This window comes from Kitasatospora sp. NPDC059722, assembly GCF_042733235.1.
In the GTDB taxonomy this organism is placed as follows: domain Bacteria; phylum Actinomycetota; class Actinomycetes; order Streptomycetales; family Streptomycetaceae; genus Kitasatospora.
Window position 1 is genome coordinate 1 of record NZ_JBHWGD010000033.1, and the last position, 21,777, is coordinate 21,777.

The following is a 21,777-nucleotide window of genomic DNA, read 5'->3' on the forward strand; positions in this document are numbered from 1 at the left end:
GGCCGGGGGGCCCGGGCGCGGCCCCCCCCCCCCCACGCTTAGACACAGGGCGGCCGACCCCCCCCGTGGGGCGGATGCGGCCTGGCCCCCGCGCCACCGGAACGAATTTCTCGCCGCTTTGGGGCTTCCCCTCAACGCGCAACCTCTTCTTCCACATGGGAAGTCGGCTCCGCCGACTTCCTGCGCAGAAGGGGCGAACACCACCCGGTGCCGAGGTAGATCCGCGTTTCTTGTATCGCGCTGAGGCCGCTCCGGCGCGCGCTTGCGCTCGGCGGAGCGGTCGTCATTCTCACAGTGCGAACGGCCTGTAGGCGAGGGCTAATTCGACAACCTCAGCCGTTGTCGGCTCCGGCCCGTCGGGCCAGTAGATCAAGTTGCTGACATAGCCACTCGGACAGCCAAGACCCCTGTCCAGCGCCTCAAGTGCGCGGTCGATCTCGGCGTCGTCGGCGCAGTCCCCATCCATGATCTTCTGCACCATCGCAACGGCCGACTCACGAGTCATCACCGCTCCAGCCACCCCCTCCAGGATAGTGAGACCTTAGCGAGCTATGTGATCGACCGGACAAGCCCCGAACCATGCTCGCCGCCTCCCCCAAGTGCGCAACTCCCCCTTCCGCGCAGGAAGTCGGCTGGGCCGACTTCCTGCGCAGAGCGCGAGGCATCGACGTGAACGTCTACTTGAGGCTGGGCCTGCGCTTCACGCGCGGGCCCAGATCGTTTTTGGCCAGCAACGGCGCTGCTTCGGTCCTGCCGAAGCGGCGCCGAGACAAGGCGACAGAAGTAGGAAGACGGGCTGGTGAGCTCAAGTCCGAACCTCTGCGCAGGAAGTCGACCAGTCCGACCTCCTACGCAGAAAGGGCGGACACCCACCGGTGCCACTTCGGCGAAGCGACACTGGCACGAACCGCGCCTCGCCCGTCTGAGGCTTCCCTTCAACGCGCAGCCTCTTCTTCCGCATGGGAAGTCGGCTCCGCCGACTTCTTGCGCAACATCATGAGTAGATCGAAAACGGTCTGGGCCTGCGCGGGAAGCGCAGGCCCAGACCGTTTCTGGTCGGCAACGAGACAAGGCAGCCGGGCAGGAGTAGCGGGAAGGCTGGTGAACGTCCTCTTGGCGGACAGCACTAAGCCAGCACCGCCCTTCGGGCTCAGACCCCTTTCTGCATGGGAAGTCGGCTCCGCCGACTTCCTGCGCGCAGCGTGGGCCGTCGGCCCGGCCCGATCTTCGTCGGCAACCTCGCTGGAACGTTTCTTCTCCTCCCGGCCCTGCGACTTCCGGTGCTGCTTCGGCGGGCACCGAAGCAGCACCGGAACGGGCAACAGGAGCGGGAGCAGGGGGTGGGGGTGCGGGGCGAGGGGTGGGCAGCGGTCCTCTCGGGCTGGGCTGGTTATGGGGTGGAGGGCTGCAAGATGCCGGTGGACTATGTGGGTTGGGCACATGGGCCTCGGGCGCCGGGCTTCCTACGTTGTGGCGACATCGTCGTCCCCGGACCGGAAGTGGTGACCCATGGCAGCATCGGTTGAGAGGCGCTCACTCCCTCGGGTAGTGGCGGCGAGTCTGATCGGGACCACCATTGAGTGGTACGACTACTTCCTGTACGGAACAGCGGCTGCGCTCGTGTTCGGGAAGGTGTTCTTCCCCAACAGCGATCCGCTGACGGGCACGCTCCTCGCGTTCCTCACGTACGCGATCGGGTTCGCCGCGCGGCCGCTCGGGGCGCTGGTGTTCGGGCACTTCGGGGACCGGGTCGGGCGCAAGCGGCTCCTCGTCGTGAGCCTTCTGCTCATGGGCGGATCCACCACCCTCATCGGGGTGCTGCCCACGTACAGCAGCATCGGTGCCGCCGCGCCCGTGCTGCTGACGGTGCTTCGGCTGGTGCAGGGGTTCGCCCTCGGCGGGGAGTGGGGCGGGGCCGTCCTGCTGGTGTCGGAGCACGGGGACCAGCGCCGGCGCGGCTTCTGGGCCTCGTGGCCGCAGGGCGGCGCGCCGGCCGGAAACCTGCTGGCGGCCGGGGTGCTGTCGCTGATGACGGCGGTGCAGTCGGACACCGCGTTCCTCGCCTGGGGCTGGCGGGTGCCGTTCCTGCTGTCGGCCGTGCTGGTGGGCGTGGGCATGTGGATCCGGCTCGCGGTCGACGAATCACCGCTCTTCCAGGCCGCGTTGGCCGCGCAGAAGAACCGCAAGACCGTCGAACAGCCGCCGCTGGTCGCCGTCCTGCGGCACCACTGGCGGGAGGTCCTCGTCGCGATGGGGGCTCGCATGGCGGAGAACATCTCGTACTACGTCATGACCACCTTCGTCCTCGCCTACGCCGTCAGCCACGCGCACTTCTCCAAGCAGACCGCGCTCAACGCCGTACTGATCGGCTCGGCCATCCAGTTCGCCCTGATCCCGCTGTTCGGCGCGCTGTCGGACCGCGTCGGCCGCAAGCCGGTGTACCTGGTGGGTGCGGTCGGCGTCGGGGTCTGGGCGTTCGTCTTCTTCGGCCTGGTGGACACGAAGTCGTTCCCCGCCCTCGTCGTAGCCGTCACGGTCGGCCTGGTCTTCCACAGCGCGATGTACGCGCCCCAGGCCGCCTTCTTCTCCGAGATGTTCGCCACCCGGATGCGCTACTCGGGCGCCTCGATCGGGGCCCAGTTCTCGTCCGTCGCCGCAGGGGCGCCGGCTCCCCTCATCGCCACCGCGCTCCTCAAGGACTACGGCAGCCCCACGCCGATCGCGGTGTACGTGGCTGCGGCGGCGGCACTCACGGTGCTCGCCGTCCTCTGCGCACGCGAGACGAAGGGACAGGACCTGGCAGAGACCGGCGCCGAGACCGACGCCGAGACCGACGCCGAGGCCCCGGCGGCCGATACCACCCCGGTCGGCAAGCCCGCCACCGCGTGACGGCTCAGCCGCTACTATCGCGCTCCCGCCCCACTGCCGATTGGCGGCACGCACCATGAACGACCCCCAGACCGGCGCCGCGCCCGCCCTGCGGCAGTTGCTCGACCTGCTCGGATCCGGCGCCGCCACCGAGGACTTCGCCGAGGTGCTGGCCGACGCCCGCCGCCGGGGGGCGCCGGCCGCGGTGCTGCAGGAGATCGACGACGCCACCTGGCAGGCCCTGCGGGTGCACCGCACGCTGCGCCAGCACCGGCGCCGCGAGGCCGAGTTGACGGCGCTGTTCGACACCGCCGGCGACCTCGCGGCGTCGCGCGACCTGGACACCGTGCTGCAGGCGATCGTCCGCCGCGCCCGCCTGCTGCTCGGCACCGACACCGCCTACCTGACCCTCCCGGACGAGGCCGCCGGCGACACCTACATGCGCGTCACCGACGGCTCGGTGTCCGTCCTCTTCCAGACCCTGCGGCTCAGCCTCGGCGACGGCCTCGGCGGCCTGGTCGCGCAGACCGCCCGCCCGTACGCGACCCCCGACTACCGCACCGACGACCGCTTCCACCACACCGGCACCATCGACGCGGGCGTACTCGACGAGGGCCTGGTCGCGATCATCGGTGTGCCGCTGCTGCTCGGCGGGCAGGTCATCGGCGTCCTCTTCGCCGCCGACCGTTCGCCGCGCGCCTTCTCCCCCGACGAGGTCGCGCTGCTCTGCTCGCTGGCCGCGCACGCCGCGATCGCCCTGGACACCGCCAAGTCGCTGGCCGACACCCGCGCCGCGCTCGCCGAACTGGGCGCCGCCAACGAACTCGTCCGCGCCCACTCCGCCGCCGTCCAGCGCGCCGAACAGGCCCACGACCGGCTCACCGACCTCGTCCTGCGCGGCGCCGAGGTGCCGGACGTCGCCGCCGCCGTCGCGGCCCTGCTGGACGGCGAGATAGCGGTCCTGGACGCCGAGGGCGAGCCGCTGGCCGGCCGCGTCGCGTCCGCCGCCGGGCTGGCCGAGGCGGTCGCGGCCTCGCGCGCCGAGGGCCGGTCCGTCCGCCACGGCGGCCTGTGGGTGTGCGCCGTCCTCGCCGGGCAGGACGCGCTCGGCGCGATGGTCCTGCGCGGCCGGCCCGGCCTCGACGACGCCGACCGCCGGCTGTTCGAGCGGGCCGGCGTGGTCACCGCGCTCCTCCTGCTGCTGCGCCGCTCCGTCGCCGAGACCGAGAACCGCGTCCGCGGCGAACTGCTCACCGACCTCCTGACCGCCCCCGACCGCGACCCCGCCGGGCTCACCGCGCGCGGCCGGCGGCTCGGCGTCGACCTCGGCCGCCCGCACCTCGTCCTGGTCGCCGAACCCGCCGAACCCGCCAGGGCCGCCGGGGCCGCCGGAGCCGCCGGGAGCGCCGCCACCACCGACCGCGGCCGGCTCGCGGGCGCGGCCGGGCGCTACCTGTTCGGTTCCCGGGGCATCGCCGCCGAGAACGGCGAGACCGTCGTCCTGCTGGTGCCCGACGGCGGCGACCCCGAGGAGACCGCCCGGCAGGCCGCCGAACGGCTGGCCCGGCTGGCCGGCTTCCCGGTGACCGTCGGCGCGGGCCGCCCGGCCGCGGGCCCGCCGGCGATCGCCGCCTCGTACGCCGAGGGCCTGCGCTGCCTGCGGGCGCTGCGGGTGCTCGGCCGCGCGGGCGAGGGCGCGTCGGCGCGGGCGCTGGGCTTCCTCGGGGTGCTGCTCGGCGACGGGCACGACGTGGACGGCTTCGTCGGCGCGACGCTCGGCCCGCTGCTCGACTACGACGCCCGGCGCGGCACCGAGCTGGTCCGCACCCTCCGCGCGTACTTCGACTGCGGGGGCAGCCTGACGCGGGCCAAGGACGAGCTGCACGTCCACGTGAACACGGTGGTCCAGCGGCTGGACCGGGTCGAGGCGCTGCTCGGGCGGGACTGGAACGTGCCGGAGCGGTCGCTGGAGCTGCAGTTGGCGCTGCGGCTGCAACTGCTGGCGGAGGCGTGAGTCCACGGTGAGGGGTGGGGGGGGCGGACGGCTGACAGGTCCGATCGGGCTTGGGCGTACAGTGGCGAGGTTGGTCTCGAACGCCCGGCAAGGAGCGGCAAACGGTGAGCGAGAACGTACGTTTCGTTTCGTTGGGCATAGGCGAGCGCACGGTGCCCTACCAGGAAGCCTGGGAGGAGCAGCAGCGCCTGCACGCGCTGCGGGTCGCGGACGAGATCCCCGACACCGTGCTGCTGCTGGAGCACCAGTCCGTCTACACGATGGGCAAGCGCACCAACCCGGCCGACCTCCCGCTGGACGGCACGCCGGTGGTCGAGGTCAACCGCGGCGGGGAGATCACCTGGCACGGCCCCGGCCAGCTGGTCGGCTACCCGATCGTCAAGCTGCCCGACCCGATCGACGTCATCGCCTACGTCCGCCGGCTGGAGGAGGCGCTGATCCGCGCCGCCGCCGAGTTCGGCGTGGGGACCACCCGGGTCGAGGGCCGCAGCGGCGTCTGGGTGCTCGGCGACACCATCCCGGACGCGGTCGTGGACCCGTCCCAGGTGGTCGACATCGGCAAGCTCACCCTGCGGCTGGGCCTGCCGCTGGGCATCGACCCGCGGCTGGCCGGCCCCGAGTACGCGCCGTCCAACGCCGGGCAGCGCGGCGACGACCGCAAGCTCGCCGCGATCGGCGTGCGCGTCGCGCGCGGCGTCACGATGCACGGCTTCTCGCTGAACTGCGCCCAGGACATGACCTTCTTCGACAAGATCGTGCCGTGCGGCATCCGGGACGCGGGTGTGACCTCGCTCTCCAACGAGCTCGGCCGCGAGCTGTCCGTCGGCGCGGCGCTGCCGGTGGTCCAGCGGCACCTGGCGGACGTGCTCGCCGAGCTGCCGGAGCCCGCGCTCAGTCGCTGAGGCTCCCGGCCACGGCCCCCGACGACCCGGGACGACCGGTGATCGCCGGGGAATCTACTGGCCGGTAGCTCTGTTGCCCTGCGATTGCAGGGCGGCACGCCCGGCGAAGCCCGTACAACCACAGGCGTACCCTGGGGGTACCCCGTCTAGTTCTAGGAGTCGCACGTGTCCGCTGTCGCACCCGACGGCAGGAAGCTGCTCCGCCTGGAGGTCCGCAACAGCGAGACCCCCATCGAGCGGAAGCCCGAGTGGATCAAGACCCGCGCGAAGATGGGCCCGGAGTACAACGCCCTCCAGTCGCTGGTGAAGAAGGAGGGGCTGCACACGGTCTGCCAGGAGGCCGGCTGCCCCAACATCTTCGAGTGCTGGGAGGACCGCGAGGCGACCTTCCTCATCGGCGGTGACCAGTGCACCCGCCGCTGCGACTTCTGCCAGATCGACACCGGCAAGCCCGCCGAGTTCGACCGGGACGAGCCGCGCCGCGTCGCCGAGTCCATCGTCACCATGGACCTCAACTACGCGACCATCACCGGCGTCGCCCGCGACGACCTGGAGGACGGCGGCGCCTGGCTGTACGCCGAGACCGTGCGCCAGGTGCACGCGATGACCGCCGACCGCGAGGCCGGCCGCACCGGCGTCGAGCTGTTGATCCCCGACTTCAACGCGGTGCCCGAGCAGCTGGCCGAGGTCTTCTCCTCCCGCCCCGAGGTGCTCGCGCACAACGTCGAGACGGTCCCGCGCATCTTCAAGCGGATCCGCCCGGCGTTCCGCTACGAGCGCTCGCTGGACGTCATCACCCAGGCCCGCGCGGCCGGGCTGGTGACCAAGTCCAACCTGATCCTGGGCATGGGTGAGACCCGCGAGGAGGTCAGCCAGGCGCTGGCCGACCTGGTCGGCGCCGGGTGCGAGCTCATCACCATCACCCAGTACCTGCGGCCCTCGCTGCGCCACCACCCGGTCGAGCGCTGGGTGAAGCCGCACGAGTTCGTCGAGCTCCAGCAGGAGGCCGAGGAGCTGGGCTTCGCCGGGGTCATGTCGGGCCCGCTGGTGCGCTCCTCGTACCGGGCCGGCCGGCTGTACCGGCAGGCGCTGGAGCGGCGCGAGCAGGCGTCGGTCTGAGAGCAGTCCTGAGCAGTCCTGAGCCATCGGAAGGGCGGAGCTTCGGCTCCGCCCTTCCGTTTTCACCAGGTTTTGACCGCCGGATCACGGACTGGTAACACGGGGTGGTGACGATGGACCCGACGAGGCCGTTCGGTCCTTGGCCGTTCGGTCCGTCGTCGTTCGGTCCTTCGTCGTTCGGTCCTTCTCAGCCACGAGGGGAGTTGCCCGGGATGCGCATGCGGATCCGGTCGGTCGGAGTTGCAGTGCGGTTCGCCGAGAGCGTCCTGATGGCCGGCGGGCAGCAGCACGCCCGGCGCAACGCCTGGGCGGCGGTCTGCGAGAACCGCCGGCACGCGGCGGACCGGCACCACGACGCCGCGGCGCCCGCCGGTGGTGCGGCGGCACAGCCGGCCCGGAGCTGACGGAAGCGGGCGTTTCGTCGCTGTCAGCGACGACTGCCCGGCACACGGGTCACGGTTCGGTGCGAACGGGTACCCGGGCTTGGAGTTCCCGTACCCGTGGCACGTACCATGAGCGTTATGGCGAGGGAAACATCCGAGAACCCCGGGCGGCTGAAGCAGATCCGCCAGGCGTACATCATGACCAAGAAGGTCGACACCAAGATCGGCCTGATCATCGCCGGCGTCGGCCTGCTGACCTTCGGCGTGTTCCTCGCCATCGGCTTCGCAATCGACCACCCCGTCTATCTGGGCATCCTGGGCTTCATCGTGGCCTTCCTGGCCATGGCGATCGTCTTCGGGCGCCGGGCCGAGCGCGCCGCGTTCGGGCAGATGGAGGGGCAGCCGGGCGCCGTCGCGGCGGTGCTGAACAACATCAAGCGTGGCTGGAGCTCCAACTCCACCCCGGTTGCCGTCACCCGCAACCAGGACGCGGTCTACCGCGCCGTGGGCCGGGCCGGCATCGCGCTGATCGGCGAGGGCAACCCGAACCGGGTCCGCCAACTGCTGGCGTCCGAGAAGAAGAAGATGGCCCGTGTCGTCGGCGACGTGCCGGTGCACGACATCGTCGTGGGCAACGGCGAGGGTGAGATCCCGCTGAAGAAGCTGCAGATCCACCTCATGCGCCTGCCCCGCGCCATCACCCCGGCCCAGGTCACCGAGACCAACGACCGCCTGCGCGCGCTGGGCGACCTGCTCTCCAAGGCGCCGATCCCCAAGGGCCCGATGCCCAAGGGCGCCCGGATGCCCAAGGGCGGCCAGGTCCGCTGATCCCCTCCCCCGTCGACACGAACGGCCCCGCCACTCCTCTGGAGCGGCGGGGCCGTTCGGCGTTCGCGAGCCTCGGCGTTCGCGGGCCTCGGCGTTCGCGGGCCTTGACCAGATCCGGGCCTCGGCTAGATCCGGACCTCGACGGTGCCGACCGCCTTGTCGTGCAGGCCGCGGGTGTCACGGTCCCACACCAGCGGCGGCACCAGGAGGCAGAGCAGCAGCGTGCGCAGCAGCACCTGCGGGATCGTCGCGCGGCGGCCGTCCTGCCGGACCACCCGCAGTCCGAACAGCCGCTTGCCGACCGTCGTGCCGGAGGTGGCGAGCAGCAGTGCGGTGACGCCGAAGAACAGCGGCGTCGTCCACAGGTTGGCCGAGGACGCGGTGCCCTTGCCGAGCAGTCCGTAGGCGACCAGGGAGACCAGCCAGCCGTCCACGAACAGGGCGCCGATCCGGCGGCCGGGGCCGGCCATCGAGCCGGGGCCCTCCTTGGGCAGTCCGAGGCGCTCGCCGCGGTAGCCGAAGTCGGCGCCCATCTTCTCGGCGGCCGCCTTCGGGCCGTCGATCCACGATCCCAACGCTTCTCTGGTGTCCACGAATCCACACTAACCGGGCGGTCGCCGCGCGCCGCCACCGGCTCCCCCGTCGTCCGCGAGCCTTCCCCGACCGAGTGAATCCCGGTGACCGGGCTTACCGAATGGTCCAGACCACTTATCGGAAGACCTGCAGGCCGGTGGGGTGTTTTGCCCTGGACCGTACGACTTTGCCGCCCGTTCGGCGGGTGTGGTTAACATCTAGGAAACGAGCGGGTCACCGGTCGGAAACGGACCGTTCCTAGGGTGAGCCGCATTCGCACGCCGAGGAGGATGCTTTGTTCAACAACGCCGCCGAAGTGAAGCAGTTCATCCAGGACAACGACGTCAAGTTCGTCGATGTCCGCTTCTGCGATCTGCCGGGCGTCATGCAGCACTTCTCCGTACCTGCGGCGACCTTCGACCCGTCCGAGACCCTGATGTTCGACGGTTCGTCGATCCGCGGCTTCCAGGCCATCCACGAGTCCGACATGGCCCTCGTCGCGGACCTCGCCACGGCCAGGCTCGACCCGTTCCGGGCCGAGAAGCACCTCAACATCAACTTCTTCATCCAGGACCCGGTCACCGGCGAGGCCTACAGCCGCGACCCGCGCAACGTCGCCAAGAAGGCGGAGGCCTACCTCGCCTCCTCCGGCATCGCCGACACCGCGTTCTTCGGGCCCGAGGCCGAGTTCTACGTCTTCGACTCGGTGCGGTTCGACACCAGCGCGAACGCGTCCTTCTACCACATCGACTCCGAGGCCGGCGCCTGGAACACCGGTGCGGCCGAGGGCGACGTGCGCGGCTACAAGGTCAAGTACAAGGGCGGCTACTTCCCCACCCCGCCGGTCGACCACTTCGCCGACCTGCGCGCCGAGATGTCGCTGGAGCTGGCCAAGTCCGGCCTGGAGGTCGAGCGCCAGCACCACGAGGTCGGCACCGCCGGCCAGGCCGAGATCAACTACAAGTTCAACACCCTGCTGCACGCGGCCGACGACCTGATGCTGTTCAAGTACATCATCAAGAACGTCGCGTGGCGCAACGGCAAGACGGCCACCTTCATGCCGAAGCCGATCTTCGGCGACAACGGCTCGGGCATGCACGTCCACCAGTCGCTGTGGACCGAGGGCTCGCCGCTCTTCTACGACGAGCAGGGCTACGCCGGACTCTCCGACACCGCCCGCTACTACATCGGCGGCCTGCTGCGGCACGCGCCGTCGCTGCTGGCGTTCACCAACCCCTCGGTGAACTCCTACCACCGCCTCGTCCCGGGCTTCGAGGCGCCGGTCAACCTGGTCTACTCCCAGCGCAACCGCTCGGCCGCGATCCGCATCCCGATCACCGGCTCCAACGCCAAGGCCAAGCGCATCGAGTTCCGCGCGCCCGACCCTTCCTCCAACCCGTACCTGGCCTTCTCGGCGATGCTGATGGCCGGCCTCGACGGCATCCGCAACAAGATCGAGCCGCTGGAGCCCGTCGACAAGGACCTCTACGAGCTCGCCCCCGAGGAGCACGCGAACGTCCCGCAGGTGCCCTCCTCCCTCCCGGCGGTCCTGGAGGCCCTGGAAGCCGACCACGAGTACCTCCTCGCGGGCAACGTCTTCACGCCCGACCTGATCGAGACGTGGATCGACTTCAAGCGCACCAACGAGATCGCCCCGATCGCCCTCCGCCCGCACCCGCACGAGTTCGAGCTGTACTACGACCTGTAAGAGGCACGTCCCGCCCGCGGGAACGCAGTTCGATCTCCCTCTGTTTCCGCAGGTCAGAACCTCGCTGACCTGCGGAAACGCGTATGTAAGGGCGAGCATCGAGGGCTGACGGGTATCGGGATTTCTCCGCAGAAGGTTCGGGAACGCGCCAGAGGATGGGAAAGCGATCCGCGTCCGGCAGGCTGAGCGGGCCGGGTGGGCCTATCTGCTTGATCAGATAGCCGAAGACCATGTGGTGGGCCTCCTCGGACACGTCGTCCCAGGTGTCCGGGGTCACGATCATGACCTCTCTCATCAGGCTCAGATCCGACTCGTTCTCAAGCATCTCCGCCCGGTCCTCCCGGTCCATCGTCTCGTCGGCCCGCATCGCGCGAATCGACTCCGCGAGGAGATTGGGCTCCGCCCGCAAGCGGCGGCGCACTTCCCGGCAGCCGTACTGGAAGGCCGCGTACGCGTCCATCGCCTCCCGGTCCATGTCCTGGTAGCCGAACGGCGTGCCTTCGACGGCTCCGATGTAGTCGCCCTTCAGTGTGTGCAGCAAGACCCTCAGCGCGTGTTCGGCCCCGTCCTCCTCGATGAACTTCTCCATCGCCCGGATCCACACGTCCTCGGAGATGATCGGTTCGTGCGGGGCGGCGAGCCCGGGGGCGATCTGGATGGCGCTGAACGGGTTGACCAGGATGCCCATGAGCATCTCGGGCGTCCATCTGCCGTCCTCACCGCCCCAGCCACTGTTGGCCAGTTCCTGAAACGACTTCCGGGCGCCTTTCTCCCCTTCGCGGACTGCCCGCCACAGCAGCAGGAACCTCCCGACCTCGGCTTCCTCGTCCCGAGGGGGGCTGCACAGGCCCGCCAGCACCATGACGATGTCGTGCACCGTCTCCCAGCGCGGCACCTGCTTTCCATTGATCGCGGACCGCACGGTCTCGTGGCTGGGTCCGGACAGCGGGTCCTCCCGCTCGCGGATCAGCGTGCTCACCTTCCGGAAACTCAGCTGACCTGCCGCCCGGTGCAGTTCCTGCAACGCGTCGACCAGTTCCCGATGCCAGCCCTCCGGCCGGGATTCGTCCGGGGTGTCTGCCACTTCGATCCTCCTGTTTCGGGGCCGGTGAACGGGCTCCGGTCAAGGGTGTCAGGTTTCGCCGCCGCAGCGTACGACGCAGTCAGCTTTCGTCAAGTTCGGCGCCCAATATTCCACTTGGTGACTAACGACTGAACGCCCAGGTGAGCATGGTGAGGACACCAGCGGAGCACGACACCCGAGGAGTTCGCCCCGTGCACATCCCTGCCTACGCACACGGCACGATCCGTGCCGCCCTACCCGCCGTACCGACGGGCCGGCAGATGGCGAGCCTGGACTGCTGCGTCTGCGGCGCCCCGTTCGGCCGGGATCTCGGGGCGGTGCCGCTCTGCCCCGCTCCGGAGGCCGGTCCGTCCGGGTGCCGCCCGTGTCTGAGCCGACTGGTCACCCTGGCGCGAGAGACCCGGGACGCCGGCCTGGCACGGAACGCCGAGCAGGTCCGCAAGGATTCCGAGGCCTGGGAATCGGTCCGCGACCACTACTTAACCCGGCTCGACGCGGTCCGGCGGGCCGCGGAGGAAGTCGCCGAGTTGGCAGGGAACGAGGAGGTCCCGCCGTTGCGGATCGCCTGGCTGTCGATATCGCTGGAGTCGGCCCACACCTGGATCCCCGACGCCCCGGAGCCCCCCGCCTCGGTCGACCGGGAGGACCACCTACTGACGAACGCGAGGATGCTGATGGGCAGCGCCATGATCACGGCCCGCGGGATCGTGGCTGACAGGCTCGTCTACCACCTGGTCAATGAGGCGCAGCCCGAGGAACCGGAGATGTGCGAGGAACTGGAGTGCCCCGAGGACTGCTCGGGGCGGCATGACTCGTCGCACATCGACTGCGGACCGGACGCCATTTTCGAGGACCTCCTGAAGTACGGCGTCTTCGTCGAGGAGCCCGGCCCGGCTCCCCTGTCCCCGCGGCTCGCCGCACTCTTCGCACCGCGGCCCGAGGAGCCGCCTCCGTTGTTCCCGAGGTTGGAGGAGCAGGCCTCAGCAGCGCTCCCTCGTCTCGGAATTGATCCCAGCGACCCGGAGGTCCTGCTGAGCGCGGCGGCTGCCGGGCTGGCCGCCGAAGCCCTGTTGAACGAACCACTCGACACAATCCGTGCGGCACCCGGCGGGCCGGACGCCGGCGATGTCTTCGCGCAGGGCGTCGACTTGTACCGTCGGGCCCGCAAGGCGCTCGTCGCCGCCCGTGACGGCGGGCCTGAACGACTGGGTGCATTCACGGCCGTCGCCTCGGACCTGGACCTCCCGTGGGCAGGCGGCTCCCGTTTCACGCTGCGAGCCGCGTCCGGACCGGTGGCCGACTTCGTCCGGAACATCGAGGAACAGGTCTGGATCACAGAGGAGTTGATGCGTCGGCAGGGCTGGCGCGACGCCCTCCTGCACCGGGCGTTCACAGCTGCCTTCAAGGCCACACACCACTTCGGCATGCCCGGCTGGCCCGCCGTCGTCGACGCCGCGATGAAGCGTCTTGCCTCGCTGGACCGACTGTCCGCACCCCCGGAGCTCGCCGATCTCGGTGACGTGGAGATCGCACTGCTCCAGGAACCGGACCGGTTGGGAGTGAACGTGCTCGGGTGGCTCGCCCGTCATGCCCTCCTCGGCTAGCGGCCGGCCGCCTCGCCGGCCGCGGAACCAGTCGTGCCGGCAGAAGGTGCGGAGTGTCGACATGTCCAGCACCACTACCACGAGGGGAGCACGGTGAGCTGGGATCAGGTGACTCTGCTCGTTCTCGCGTCGTCCGGCTGCGTCACCTTGCTGCTGACGCAGATCAGCGAGGTGCTGTCGAAAGCGCCTCCGATCATCCGTGCTTGGCGGCGGGTCCAGGACGAGCTGCGCCGCAGCGGCCACGACCGTTCGACTGCCGACCGGCCCGACCCGGAGGAACCCTCGGAGGAGGGAGAAGAAGAGAGGGAAACCGTGGAGTAGGGCCACTCCCGTATGTGCAGGCCGGCGATCCGTCGGCCTGCACATACGTCGTTCCGGGGTCCGGCGGCTGGGCGGTTCAGACCTTCCTGCCCAGCGTGTCGGTCTCGGCCAGGATCGTTCCGGTGACGGCGAGGTTGCCCTTGATCGTCATCCCGCCCATACCCGTGCCCGCCGAGACGTAGTTGAGCTCGTCGATGTGGACGTAGATGCCGTTGTGGAGCTCGAGCACGCCCTCGATGTCGCCGCCTCCGGAGACCGACAGCCCGTTGTACACCTGAACCCCGCTGTCGGTGGCTTCCAGCGCGCGCTCGCCTTCGTCGCTGACCTCCAAGCCGCCTTGGACGACGAGGCGGCCCTTCACCCGCCCCTGGCCGGCGAGCAGGTCGTCCAGGTCGGCCTTCCCGGCCTTGACGGTGCCCAGGTCGTTCTGTCCGTCCCGGACCCGGATTCCGGCCTTCGGGAAGTCGATCCAGCCGTCGTCGGAATCCCGGCCGTGCACCGACCCGGTGTTCACGCGCTCCACGTCCGCCGTACCGGCCGTGACGGTCCCCCGAGCGCCGGTCCCGTTCCGGATCTCCACCCCTTCCGGGGAGAAGTCGACGCGGCTCCTGCTCGGCGTCCCCTCGACCCACGGAGTGCGCGTCCCGCCGTCGAACTCGGGGACGAGCGCATGGACCGTGGTGGTGAGGAAGTAGCCCTGCGACTGTTGCCCGGCACCGGCCGTCCCGGCGATGAGGACGTAGGTGGTGCCTCGCTTCGGCGGGGTGGGCGGCGACCAGGTGTAGGACTGCTGAGTCACCTGCGGTCCCTTGGCCGCCGACTGGACGAGCAGCTCGTTCCCCTGCGGATCGCGGATCCAGTAGTCGAGGTTGTCCGGCCCGTCCCACCGCAGAACGACGTTCCGGCCCGCGTCCACGTCCACCAAGGAGTTGCTCTCCGGGCGGAAGTTGCGCGGGATCCTCGGAGCCTGCTTCACCACTCCGAGAGTGGTGGTGAAATTCGCCCGCCGGATGGGGATGTTGTCGTCACCGCCGCCGGACCGCTCGTGGATCTTCAGGCGGACCGGTCCCGCCAGGTCGGAAACGGGGATGTTCTCCAGGACCAGGACCAGCGACTCCTCGTCGGGCAGGGTCAGCCTCCCCCCGGAGGGGGCATGCGCTCTGAAGCGGCCGAGGGTGCCGTCCCAGCCGAAGGTCGGGTCTTCCTCCCGCCAGACCGTGTAGTCCTTCTCGATGCTCGCACTGATCGCCGTCGGATCACCCGTCAGGTCGTCGCGGCCGCTGCCCACCGGTATCTCCACGTCGATGAAGTCCCACTTCACCTCGGACTGATGGGTGTTGGAGACGATCACGTACACCGTTCCCACCGACGGTGCCCCCGGCAGCGACGCTTGCAGCGAGGTCGGATCCGTGACGACGGCGTAGTGCAGCAAAGAGGGCACGATGAGGACTCCCTACCTCGGCGTTTCACACGATGCGGACGAAAGACACGCAGTGGAGGCTCGGTGTTGGCGGGTGCACGATCGGTGCGGTGACAGCATCGCGCGGGACGCTGGAAGTTCCGGGGCAGGCGCACGGCGCCGACACCAACAGGATTGTACGGATGGGCAGTTGAGGATCCACGATCCTGTATGACTGGCTCGAACACGGCTCCTGGTGACCGAAAGCCGAAGCAGAGGACACGCGCGGTACGGAGCCCGGCCCGGGTCAGGTGGGCTCGGGGGTGAGGGCCAGGAGGGCGAGGTCGTCGGCGAGGAGGCCGGCGTACTCGTGGACGTCCTGGGCGAGGAAGGCGACCACGCGGTCCGGGGACGTCGTGCCGAGGGCGGCGAGGCGTGGGGCCAGGGGGTAGAACGTGCCGGTGGCGTCGCGGGCCTCGCTGACGCCGTCGGTGTAGAGCAGGACGGTGCTGCCCGGCGGCAGGGCCACGGCGGTGGGCTTGCCGTGCTCGTCGGCGGGCGCCAGGTTGCCGAGGCCGAGCGGGAGTTCGTCGGGGCAGGCGATCGGGGTGATGGTGCGGCCGGCGAGCAGCAGCGGGGTGGTGTGGCCGCGGTTGACGATCTCCACGCAGTCGGAGCCCGGGCGGTACTGCAGCAGGACGGCGGTGGCGAACAGTTCGTCGTCGCCGCGGTCGGCGGCGTCACGGAGCACCGCGCGGTCCAGCTGGTCGGCGATCTCGACCAGGTCGGGGGTGTCGTGCGCGGTGGCCCGGAAGGCGCCCAGCACGTCCGCCACCGTCCGTACCGCGCCGAGGCCCTTGCCGCGGACGTCGCCGAGCAGCACCCGCACGCCGAAGCGGGTGTCGCACACCTCGTACAGGTCGCCGCCGACCAGCACCTCGGCCTGGGCCGGGCGGTAGAGGCCGGCCACCCGCAGGCCGCCGGCGCGCTCCGGGACCGGGCGCAGCACGGTGCGCTGGAGCGTCTCGGCGACGGTGCGGGCGTGCAGCAGGTTGCGGTTCTGCCGGATCCGCTGCCAGGACAGGGCGGTGCCCATCACTCCGGAGAGCAGCGTCGCGATGTACACCCAGACGTGGTGCTGTTCGTCGATGTGGCCGGCCCGCAGGGCGAGGACGAGCTGCAGGGCGACCGAGCCGACGGTGGTCGCGGCGGTCACCGCCGGGCCGTAGCTGAACGCCGCGACGACGGGCAGCGCGGTGAGCAGGAACCCGGCGGCGACGGCGTCCGGGACGATCGCCTCGGTGAGGAGGTCCAGGACGAGCAGCAGGACGGGGAGCCAGGGCACCCAACGCGGCACCCTGGATTCCACGGCCGCCCGGAACGGCGGGCGGGGCGCTGCGGGCACGGCGGGAACCTCCTGGACCACCGGGCGGAATGACCCGGTTCGTCCCTCCATGCTCCACCACGGTGGACCCCGCCACGAATGGTCGAACGTCCCGGATGCGTGCGGTCAGGGGCGGGCGGCGGAGGGTGACGGGCGGAGGGCCGGTCGGCGCAGGGCCGGTCGGCGGCGGAGGGTGACCGGCCCCGGCGGGGGTCAGCGGACGGTGACCGGGAGCGTCTCGTAGCCGCGCAGGACCAGGCGGTCGCGGCGGGTGGGCACGCCGCCCGGGGCGAGCCGGGGGAAGCGGTCGAGCACGGCCGCGACCGCGATCTCGGACTCCAGGCGGGCCAGCCGGGAGCCCAGGCAGAAGTGCGGCCCGGCGCCGAAGCTGAGCGGCTGGCTGCCGGTGCGGGTCGGGTCGAAGACCTCCGGGCGGTCGTAGCGGGCCGGGTCGTGGTTGGCGGCGCCGATCATGACGAGCACCGTGCTGCCGGGCGGCGCGGGCAGGTCGTCGACGGTGAGGCCCTCGGCGAGCGCGATCCGCGAGGTCAGCTGGACCGGTGCGTCGTAGCGCAGCACCTCCTCGGTGAAGGCGGCCGGGGAGAGCGCGCCGGTCCGCAGGGCGGCGGCCGTGCCGGGGTGGCGGAAGAGCAGGGCGAGGCCGTTGCCGAGCAGGTTGGTGGTGGTCTCGAAGCCGGCCACCAGGAGGAGCACCAGGTTGGCCAGCAGCTCGCGGCCGGTCAGGCGCGCGGGGTCGTCCGCGGCGATCCGGGCGAGGTCGGTGACGAGGTCGTCCTGGGGGTGGCGCAGGCGCTCGGCGACCAGCCCGGTGAAGTACCCGGCCAGCTCGTCGGCGGCCTCGTCGGCGACGTCGAGCTCGGCCGGGTCCTGGACGAACTCCAGGGCGACGGTGAGGTCCGCGGCGAGGCCGCGGAAGAGGTGGCGGTCGCCCTCGGGGACGCCGAGCAGTTCGCAGATCACGCCGACCGGGAGCCGGTGGGCGAAGGCGTCCATGAAGTCGACCGGCGAGCCCTCCGCACCGGTCCCGGCCATCTCGTCGAGCAGCCCGGCGACCGCGGCCTCGACGGCCGGCCGCAGCGCGGCGACCCGGCGGGCGGTGAACACCGAGGCGATCAGCGAGCGGACCCGCGCGTGGTCGGGCGCCTCGCGCTCCAGGATCGAGCGGCCGAACAGGTCCAGCGAGGAGTGCTCGGCGAACTCGGGGGCCAGGCCGGCCTGCATCTCGGGGGTGGCGACGCCGAAGCCGGGGGTGCGCAGCACCCGGTCGGCGGTGCCGTGGCCGAGCGCCAGCAGGAATCCGGGCCCGGCCGGGGCGGCACCGCCCAGCTCGTGCGCCCGCGCGTACAGCGGGTACGGATCGGCCCTGCCCTCGCTGGTCAGAAGGTGCTCGACGATCGCCGCGCCGTCCATCCGCTGCTCCCCTCCCCGGCCGGTGTCCCGGGCCCGGACCGCTGTCTCCGGTTCGTGAACCACCGCCAGGTGCCCGGGAGTTCCCGGGGCACGGCCGGTTCGGGTCCGCGGCCCGGACCGGGAGCGCGGCCGGTTCGGGTCCGCTGTCCGGGCCGGGAGCGCGGCCGGTTCGGGTCCGCGGTCCGGGCCGGAGCGCGGTCCGTCGGGCACGGCGGCGCTCGGTAGGGTGGGCGGCATGGAGATCTGGATCAACCCCCGCTGCGGCAAGTGCCGGTCGGCGCTGACCGAGCTGGAGGCCGCCGGGGCCAAGTACACCGTGCGGCGCTACCTGGAGGACCCGCCGAGCGCGGCCGAGCTGGAGGCGGTGCTGGAGCGGCTCGGCCTGGAGCCGTGGGACATCACGCGCATCGACGAGCAGGTCGCCAAGGACCTCGGGATGAAGCAGTGGACCAAGGAGCCCGGCGACCGGGCGCGCTGGATCGCGGCGATGGCCGAGCACCCGATCCTCATCCAGCGCCCGATCATCACCGCGGACGACGGCCACGCCGTCGTGGCCCGGACCCCCGAGGCGGTCAAGTCCGTCCTGCCGTAGCGCGGCCCGGCGCCCGGGCCGGTCAGTGGAGCATGGTGCGCTCCACCGGCCGGCCGGGGTGCCAGCTGAAGACCCACAGGTGGCCGTCGGCCAGGCCGGTGTGCACCACCTGCTCCAGGTCGAGCCGGAACGCGTGGAACGGGCCGGGCGGCGGCTCGGGCAGATCGGCGACGTAGGCGGTGAGCTCGGCCTCGTCGGTCAGCTCCACGGCGCGGCCGGACAGCTTGGAGTCGCCGCCCGCCATGGTCTCGTCGCCCGGGTGCGAGTGCAGCGCGAAGCGGCCGTCGCGCTGGAGGTCGCGGGCCTTCATCGAGCCGTACATCGACCCGAGCATCGCGTCGGCGCCGATGAAGTCGACCTCGCTGCCGCTCACCCGGGGCGATCCGTCCTTGCGCAGCGTCGCCAGGACGTGGTGCTTGTTGGCCTCGAACCGGGCCCGTACCAGGGGCGCGATGTCGGGGGCCTCCTGCTCGAAATCCTGCCAGGTAGCCATGGCGCCAGTCTGGCACCGGGTGCTGACAACCGCCCCGCCCGCCGCCCCCCGCCCGCCGCGAAGGCCTTGTCGGTGGGCGGTGCCAGACTGGCCGGGTGACCACCACGACCACGTACATCGCGTTCCTGCGGGCCATCAACGTCGGCGGCCGCACCGTGAAGATGGAGCGGCTGCGGGCGCTCTTCACCGAGCTCGGGCTGGCCGGCGTCCGCTCGTACATCCAGACCGGCAACGTGTTCTTCACGACGGACGAGCCGGACCGCGCCGCCCTCACCCGGCGCATCGAGCGGCACCTGGCGGAGTCGCTCGGCTACCCCGTCCCGGTGATGCTGCGCACGGTCGACGAGGTGGCCGCCCTGCTGGCGGCCGAGCCGTTCCGGGGCGTCGAGGTGACGCCGGACGTCCGGCTGGTGATCGCCTTCCTCTCCGAGCCGCTGCCCGCGGACCTCGCCGCGCCGCACACCTCGCCGAAGGGCGACTACGACGTGCTCGGGGCGGACGCCGGCGCCGCGTACGTCGTGGTGCACCTGAAGGACGGCAGGTGGGTCACCAACGACCTGTTCGACAAGCGCTACCAGGGCTCGGTCACCTCCCGCTTCCTGCACACCACGGAGAAGATCCTGGCCGCCGCCAGGAAATCCTGACCGGACCGCGGAACCGCCGGCCGCCCGGTGGTGTCCTGCTTCCCGGGGGGAGGCGGGAACACCGGGCGGCTGGCGGCCGGAACCTGGACAGCCGGGCACGGCGCCGCCGACAATCGGGACATGACGCAGCCTGAGATCCGGACGCACGCCGTCCGGCCGTCCGAGGACGAACGGGACCGGGCCCTCGGGGTGCTGCGCGACGGCGCGGGCAGCGGCCGGCTCTCGCACGACACCTTCCTCGGCCGGATGGAGGTCGTCCTCCAGGCCACCAGCCGCGCCGAGTTGGACGCCGTGATGGCCGACCTGCCCACCGGCGGCCCGGTGGAGCGGTTCGTGCTGCGGACGGTGGGCCGGATCTCCGCGTTCGGCGAGCGGATCGGCCGGGCCTGGCGCATCGAGAGGCTGCCCGGACTGAACCTCCCGCAGGCCGGCGCGACGCAGTTGACGATCGGTCGGATCCCCGGCTCCGGGCTGCGGCTGCACGACGCCTCGGTCTCCCGCCACCACGCCGAACTGCGGCACGAGGGCGGCGGCTGGGTGCTGTACGACCTCGGCTCGACCAACGGCACCCACGTGAACGGGCACCGCATCGCGGGCGGTGTCCGGGTGCGCCCGGGCGACCAGGTCCGGTTCGGCAACCTGGAGTTCCGCCTCGCGAACGGCTGAGCCCACGGATGAGCGCACGGATGAGCGCACGGCGGGGCCCGCGGATGAGCGCACGGCTGAGCGCACGGCAGGGCCGGCGAGCCGCAGCGGTCAGTGCGGGAACTGCCGGGGCGGGCGCAGCTTCGGCAGCTCGTCCTGGAACTCCCCGACGACGGTGCTGATCTGCCGCGTCAGCACGGTGCGTTCGAGCCGGTCCAGGTAGCGGTGCTCGGCTGCCAGGGCCTCGACCGTGACCCCGAAGTAGATCGCCATCAGCGGGTTCACGAAGAGCTCGCCGTCCTTGGTGCGGTCGGTGAAGCGGACGTCGCCGAACTCGCCGCGCAGCGCCGCCGCCACCGAGCCGTTGACGATGCTGGGGTGCTCGGGGAACGCGGCCCTGGCGTGCTCGACGGCGTCCAGGTAGAGCGCGCCCTCGCGGCTGTCGCGGGGGACGGAGAAGGCGCCGAGGTAGCCGCCGGCCCGGTCGAGGGCGGCGAGGTTCTCCAGCACCAGCGAGTGGTTGACGCCGTGGTAGGCGTCGACGCCGAAGCCCAGGCAGGCGACCAGGCGCTCCGGCACCTCGGTGAGGCCGGCCACCGCGCCGAGGCTGGCCATGTCCTCCTCGGGGGTGCCGAGCCCGGCCTCGTCGCCGCGCATCAGGATGTCGGTGCCGCCGTCGACGAGGAGGACCGCGTCGACGCCCAGGTGGTCGATGAGCAGCCGGTAGGCGTCGCGCAGCGGTTGGACGCCGACCGAGGGGAACGCCCAGACGGTGTCGGGCATGCCGTGCAGGTGCAGCCAGCGGGCGAGGGTGCGCTCCGGGAAGTAGCCCTCGGGGGCCGCGGTGTCCGGGCCGATCCTGGCCACGTCGGGCTCGAACCACACCTCGCCGGGCAGGCCGTAGAGGTGGGTGAAGGAGAGGTTGGCCAGGTGCACCTCCTTGCCGGCGGCGCGCAGGGCGAGCGCGATGGGGAGGCCGGCGTAGACGTCGAAGCCGCCGCCGGCGCCCGCGACGAGGATGCGGTCGGCGGCCAGCAGGCGGGTGATCAGCGGGGGTTGCAGCAGCGAGGTCACCGCCGGGACGGTAGCAGGCCCGTGCGACCGGGGCGCTGTCGGTGGCGGGTGCGAGGATGCGGGCATGACGCAGGAGACGCCGATGCCCGAGCTCGACCCCGAGGTGCTCAGCGAAGCCCGTGACCGGGCCCGCGAGTTGATCCGGTGCGGCTTCCAGGAGCCGGACGAGATAGCCGGGTCCCTGGCCGAACTCCTCGACGACCAGGGGCTGACGGAGGAGGAGGCGGAGCTGATCGTGGCTCCGCTCTGGGAGGAGCGGCTGGCCGAGCAGGCCGGCTGGCCCGAGGTCACCGACGTGGACCGGCTGGGCGCGGCCTTCGACGCTCTGGAGGGGGAGGGCGTCGTCGCGGCGATGGACTTCACCTGCTGCGCGAGCTGCGGCTACGCGGAGATCGGCGACGAGGCCGACGAGGACTCGCGCGGTTTCGTGTTCTTCCACCAGCAGGACACCGAACGCGCCGCCGCCGGGCAGGGTCTGATGCTGCGCTACGGCGGATTCCGGGCGGCCGGCGGGCCGGACGGGGAGGGCTCGGCGGACGCGGCGGCGCTCCGGACGGTGGGGATCGGGCGGGAGGTGGTGGTCGCGCTGACGGCGGAGGGCCTGTCGGTGGAGTGGGACGGCTCGCCGGACAGGGCGATCCTGGTCGCCCCGCTGGAGTGGCTGAACCGCCTGCCGGAGTAGCCGCCCACGCGTGCCCCGCATGCCCGCGC

21 protein-coding genes are annotated in these 21,777 nt (G+C 71.5%); 13 read left to right on the plus strand and 8 right to left on the minus strand.

The genetic code is table 11. The features are described from left to right. Nucleotides 1-289 precede the first annotated feature (289 nt). Nucleotides 290-505 (minus strand): e9imm peptide, encoded by a 216-nt coding sequence (locus ACFV4F_RS21510; RefSeq protein WP_380504670.1) that lies wholly within the window; start codon nt 503-505, stop codon nt 290-292. A gap of 1,004 nt (nt 506-1,509) precedes the next feature. Here ACFV4F_RS21510 and ACFV4F_RS21515 point away from each other — a divergent pair. The 6 genes from ACFV4F_RS21515 (at nt 1,510) to ACFV4F_RS21540 (ending at nt 8,114) form a co-directional block, all read left to right on the plus strand. Next, entirely contained in the window at nt 1,510-2,889 is a 1,380-nt protein-coding gene (locus ACFV4F_RS21515; RefSeq protein WP_380504582.1) for an MFS transporter, read from the plus strand. A gap of 55 nt (nt 2,890-2,944) precedes the next feature. After that, nucleotides 2,945-4,882, plus strand: a complete 1,938-nt coding sequence (locus ACFV4F_RS21520; protein WP_380504585.1) for a helix-turn-helix domain-containing protein — start codon at nt 2,945-2,947, stop codon at nt 4,880-4,882. A 104-nt stretch (nt 4,883-4,986) separates the two neighbouring features. Next, entirely contained in the window at nt 4,987-5,784 is a 798-nt protein-coding gene (gene lipB / locus ACFV4F_RS21525) for a lipoyl(octanoyl) transferase LipB (RefSeq protein ID WP_380446950.1), read from the plus strand. Nucleotides 5,785-5,949: 165 nt separating this feature from the next. Then, nucleotides 5,950-6,903 carry a lipoyl synthase gene (gene lipA, locus ACFV4F_RS21530; protein ID WP_363655648.1) on the plus strand — a complete coding sequence of 318 codons (954 nt, stop codon included), beginning with the start codon at nt 5,950-5,952 and terminating at the stop codon, nt 6,901-6,903. Between the two features lie 212 nt (nt 6,904-7,115). Next, the gene (locus tag ACFV4F_RS21535) at nt 7,116-7,307 is read left to right on the plus strand and encodes a hypothetical protein (protein ID WP_380446952.1); all 192 of its coding nucleotides are present in this window, start codon (nt 7,116-7,118) and stop codon (nt 7,305-7,307) included. 108 nt (nt 7,308-7,415) lie between these two features. Beyond that, a complete protein-coding gene (locus ACFV4F_RS21540) occupies nt 7,416-8,114 on the plus strand; it encodes a DUF4191 domain-containing protein (protein WP_380446955.1) in 699 nt (232 codons plus the stop codon). 125 nt (nt 8,115-8,239) lie between these two features. Here the strand turns inward: ACFV4F_RS21540 and ACFV4F_RS21545 are convergent, their stop codons facing one another. Beyond that, nucleotides 8,240-8,707 (minus strand): RDD family protein, encoded by a 468-nt coding sequence (locus ACFV4F_RS21545; RefSeq protein WP_380504588.1) that lies wholly within the window; start codon nt 8,705-8,707, stop codon nt 8,240-8,242. Between the two features lie 275 nt (nt 8,708-8,982). Here ACFV4F_RS21545 and glnA point away from each other — a divergent pair, with 275 nt between their 5' ends. Continuing rightward, nucleotides 8,983-10,395, plus strand: a complete 1,413-nt coding sequence (gene glnA, locus ACFV4F_RS21550) for a type I glutamate--ammonia ligase (protein ID WP_380446960.1) — start codon at nt 8,983-8,985, stop codon at nt 10,393-10,395. Here the strand turns inward: glnA and ACFV4F_RS21555 are convergent. Then, the gene (locus tag ACFV4F_RS21555; protein ID WP_380504591.1) at nt 10,319-11,479 is read right to left on the minus strand and encodes a hypothetical protein; all 1,161 of its coding nucleotides are present in this window, start codon (nt 11,477-11,479) and stop codon (nt 10,319-10,321) included. The two genes, glnA and ACFV4F_RS21555, sit on opposite strands and share 77 nt — an antisense overlap. 191 nt (nt 11,480-11,670) lie before the next feature. On the opposite strand from ACFV4F_RS21555, the gene ACFV4F_RS21560 reads away from it, so the two are divergent. Both ACFV4F_RS21560 and ACFV4F_RS21565 read left to right on the plus strand, forming a co-directional pair. After that, a complete protein-coding gene (locus ACFV4F_RS21560) occupies nt 11,671-13,083 on the plus strand; it encodes a hypothetical protein (RefSeq protein WP_380504594.1) in 1,413 nt (470 codons plus the stop codon). 93 nt (nt 13,084-13,176) lie between these two features. Further along, nucleotides 13,177-13,404 (plus strand): hypothetical protein, encoded by a 228-nt coding sequence (locus ACFV4F_RS21565; RefSeq protein ID WP_380504597.1) that lies wholly within the window; start codon nt 13,177-13,179, stop codon nt 13,402-13,404. 76 nt (nt 13,405-13,480) lie between these two features. On the opposite strand, the gene ACFV4F_RS21570 is transcribed toward ACFV4F_RS21565, so the two are convergent. The 3 genes from ACFV4F_RS21570 to ACFV4F_RS21580 form a co-directional block, all read right to left on the minus strand. Next, nucleotides 13,481-14,845, minus strand: coding sequence for a hypothetical protein (locus ACFV4F_RS21570; protein ID WP_380504598.1), 1,365 nt, complete (start codon nt 14,843-14,845; stop codon nt 13,481-13,483). A gap of 265 nt (nt 14,846-15,110) precedes the next feature. Further along, entirely contained in the window at nt 15,111-16,148 is a 1,038-nt protein-coding gene (locus ACFV4F_RS21575) for a PP2C family protein-serine/threonine phosphatase (RefSeq protein ID WP_380446964.1), read from the minus strand. 252 nt (nt 16,149-16,400) lie between these two features. Then, nucleotides 16,401-17,618: a cytochrome P450 gene (locus ACFV4F_RS21580; protein ID WP_380504601.1), complete on the minus strand. Its 1,218-nt coding sequence runs from the start codon at nt 17,616-17,618 to the stop codon at nt 16,401-16,403. Nucleotides 17,619-17,853: 235 nt separating this feature from the next. On the opposite strand from ACFV4F_RS21580, the gene ACFV4F_RS21585 reads away from it, so the two are divergent. Continuing rightward, nucleotides 17,854-18,210 (plus strand): arsenate reductase family protein, encoded by a 357-nt coding sequence (locus ACFV4F_RS21585; RefSeq protein WP_380446968.1) that lies wholly within the window; start codon nt 17,854-17,856, stop codon nt 18,208-18,210. Between the two features lie 22 nt (nt 18,211-18,232). Here ACFV4F_RS21585 and ACFV4F_RS21590 read toward each other — a convergent pair whose 3' ends face one another. Continuing rightward, on the minus strand, nt 18,233-18,703 hold the full coding sequence (locus tag ACFV4F_RS21590; RefSeq protein WP_380446970.1) for a pyridoxamine 5'-phosphate oxidase family protein: 471 nt from the start codon (nt 18,701-18,703) through the stop codon (nt 18,233-18,235). Nucleotides 18,704-18,798: 95 nt separating this feature from the next. On the opposite strand from ACFV4F_RS21590, the gene ACFV4F_RS21595 reads away from it, so the two are divergent. Together ACFV4F_RS21595 and ACFV4F_RS21600 are read left to right on the plus strand one after the other, a co-directional pair. Continuing rightward, nucleotides 18,799-19,347 (plus strand): DUF1697 domain-containing protein, encoded by a 549-nt coding sequence (locus ACFV4F_RS21595; protein WP_380446972.1) that lies wholly within the window; start codon nt 18,799-18,801, stop codon nt 19,345-19,347. Between the two features lie 120 nt (nt 19,348-19,467). Beyond that, complete coding sequence (locus ACFV4F_RS21600) at nt 19,468-20,013, plus strand: FHA domain-containing protein (protein WP_380446975.1); 546 nt, start codon at nt 19,468-19,470, stop codon at nt 20,011-20,013. Nucleotides 20,014-20,103: 90 nt separating this feature from the next. Here ACFV4F_RS21600 and ACFV4F_RS21605 read toward each other — a convergent pair whose 3' ends face one another. Beyond that, a complete protein-coding gene (locus ACFV4F_RS21605) occupies nt 20,104-21,066 on the minus strand; it encodes a DUF1152 domain-containing protein (protein ID WP_380504604.1) in 963 nt (320 codons plus the stop codon). Between the two features lie 64 nt (nt 21,067-21,130). On the opposite strand from ACFV4F_RS21605, the gene ACFV4F_RS21610 reads away from it, so the two are divergent. After that, nucleotides 21,131-21,748, plus strand: a complete 618-nt coding sequence (locus ACFV4F_RS21610) for a DUF6891 domain-containing protein (protein WP_380504607.1) — start codon at nt 21,131-21,133, stop codon at nt 21,746-21,748. Nucleotides 21,749-21,777 lie beyond the last annotated feature (29 nt).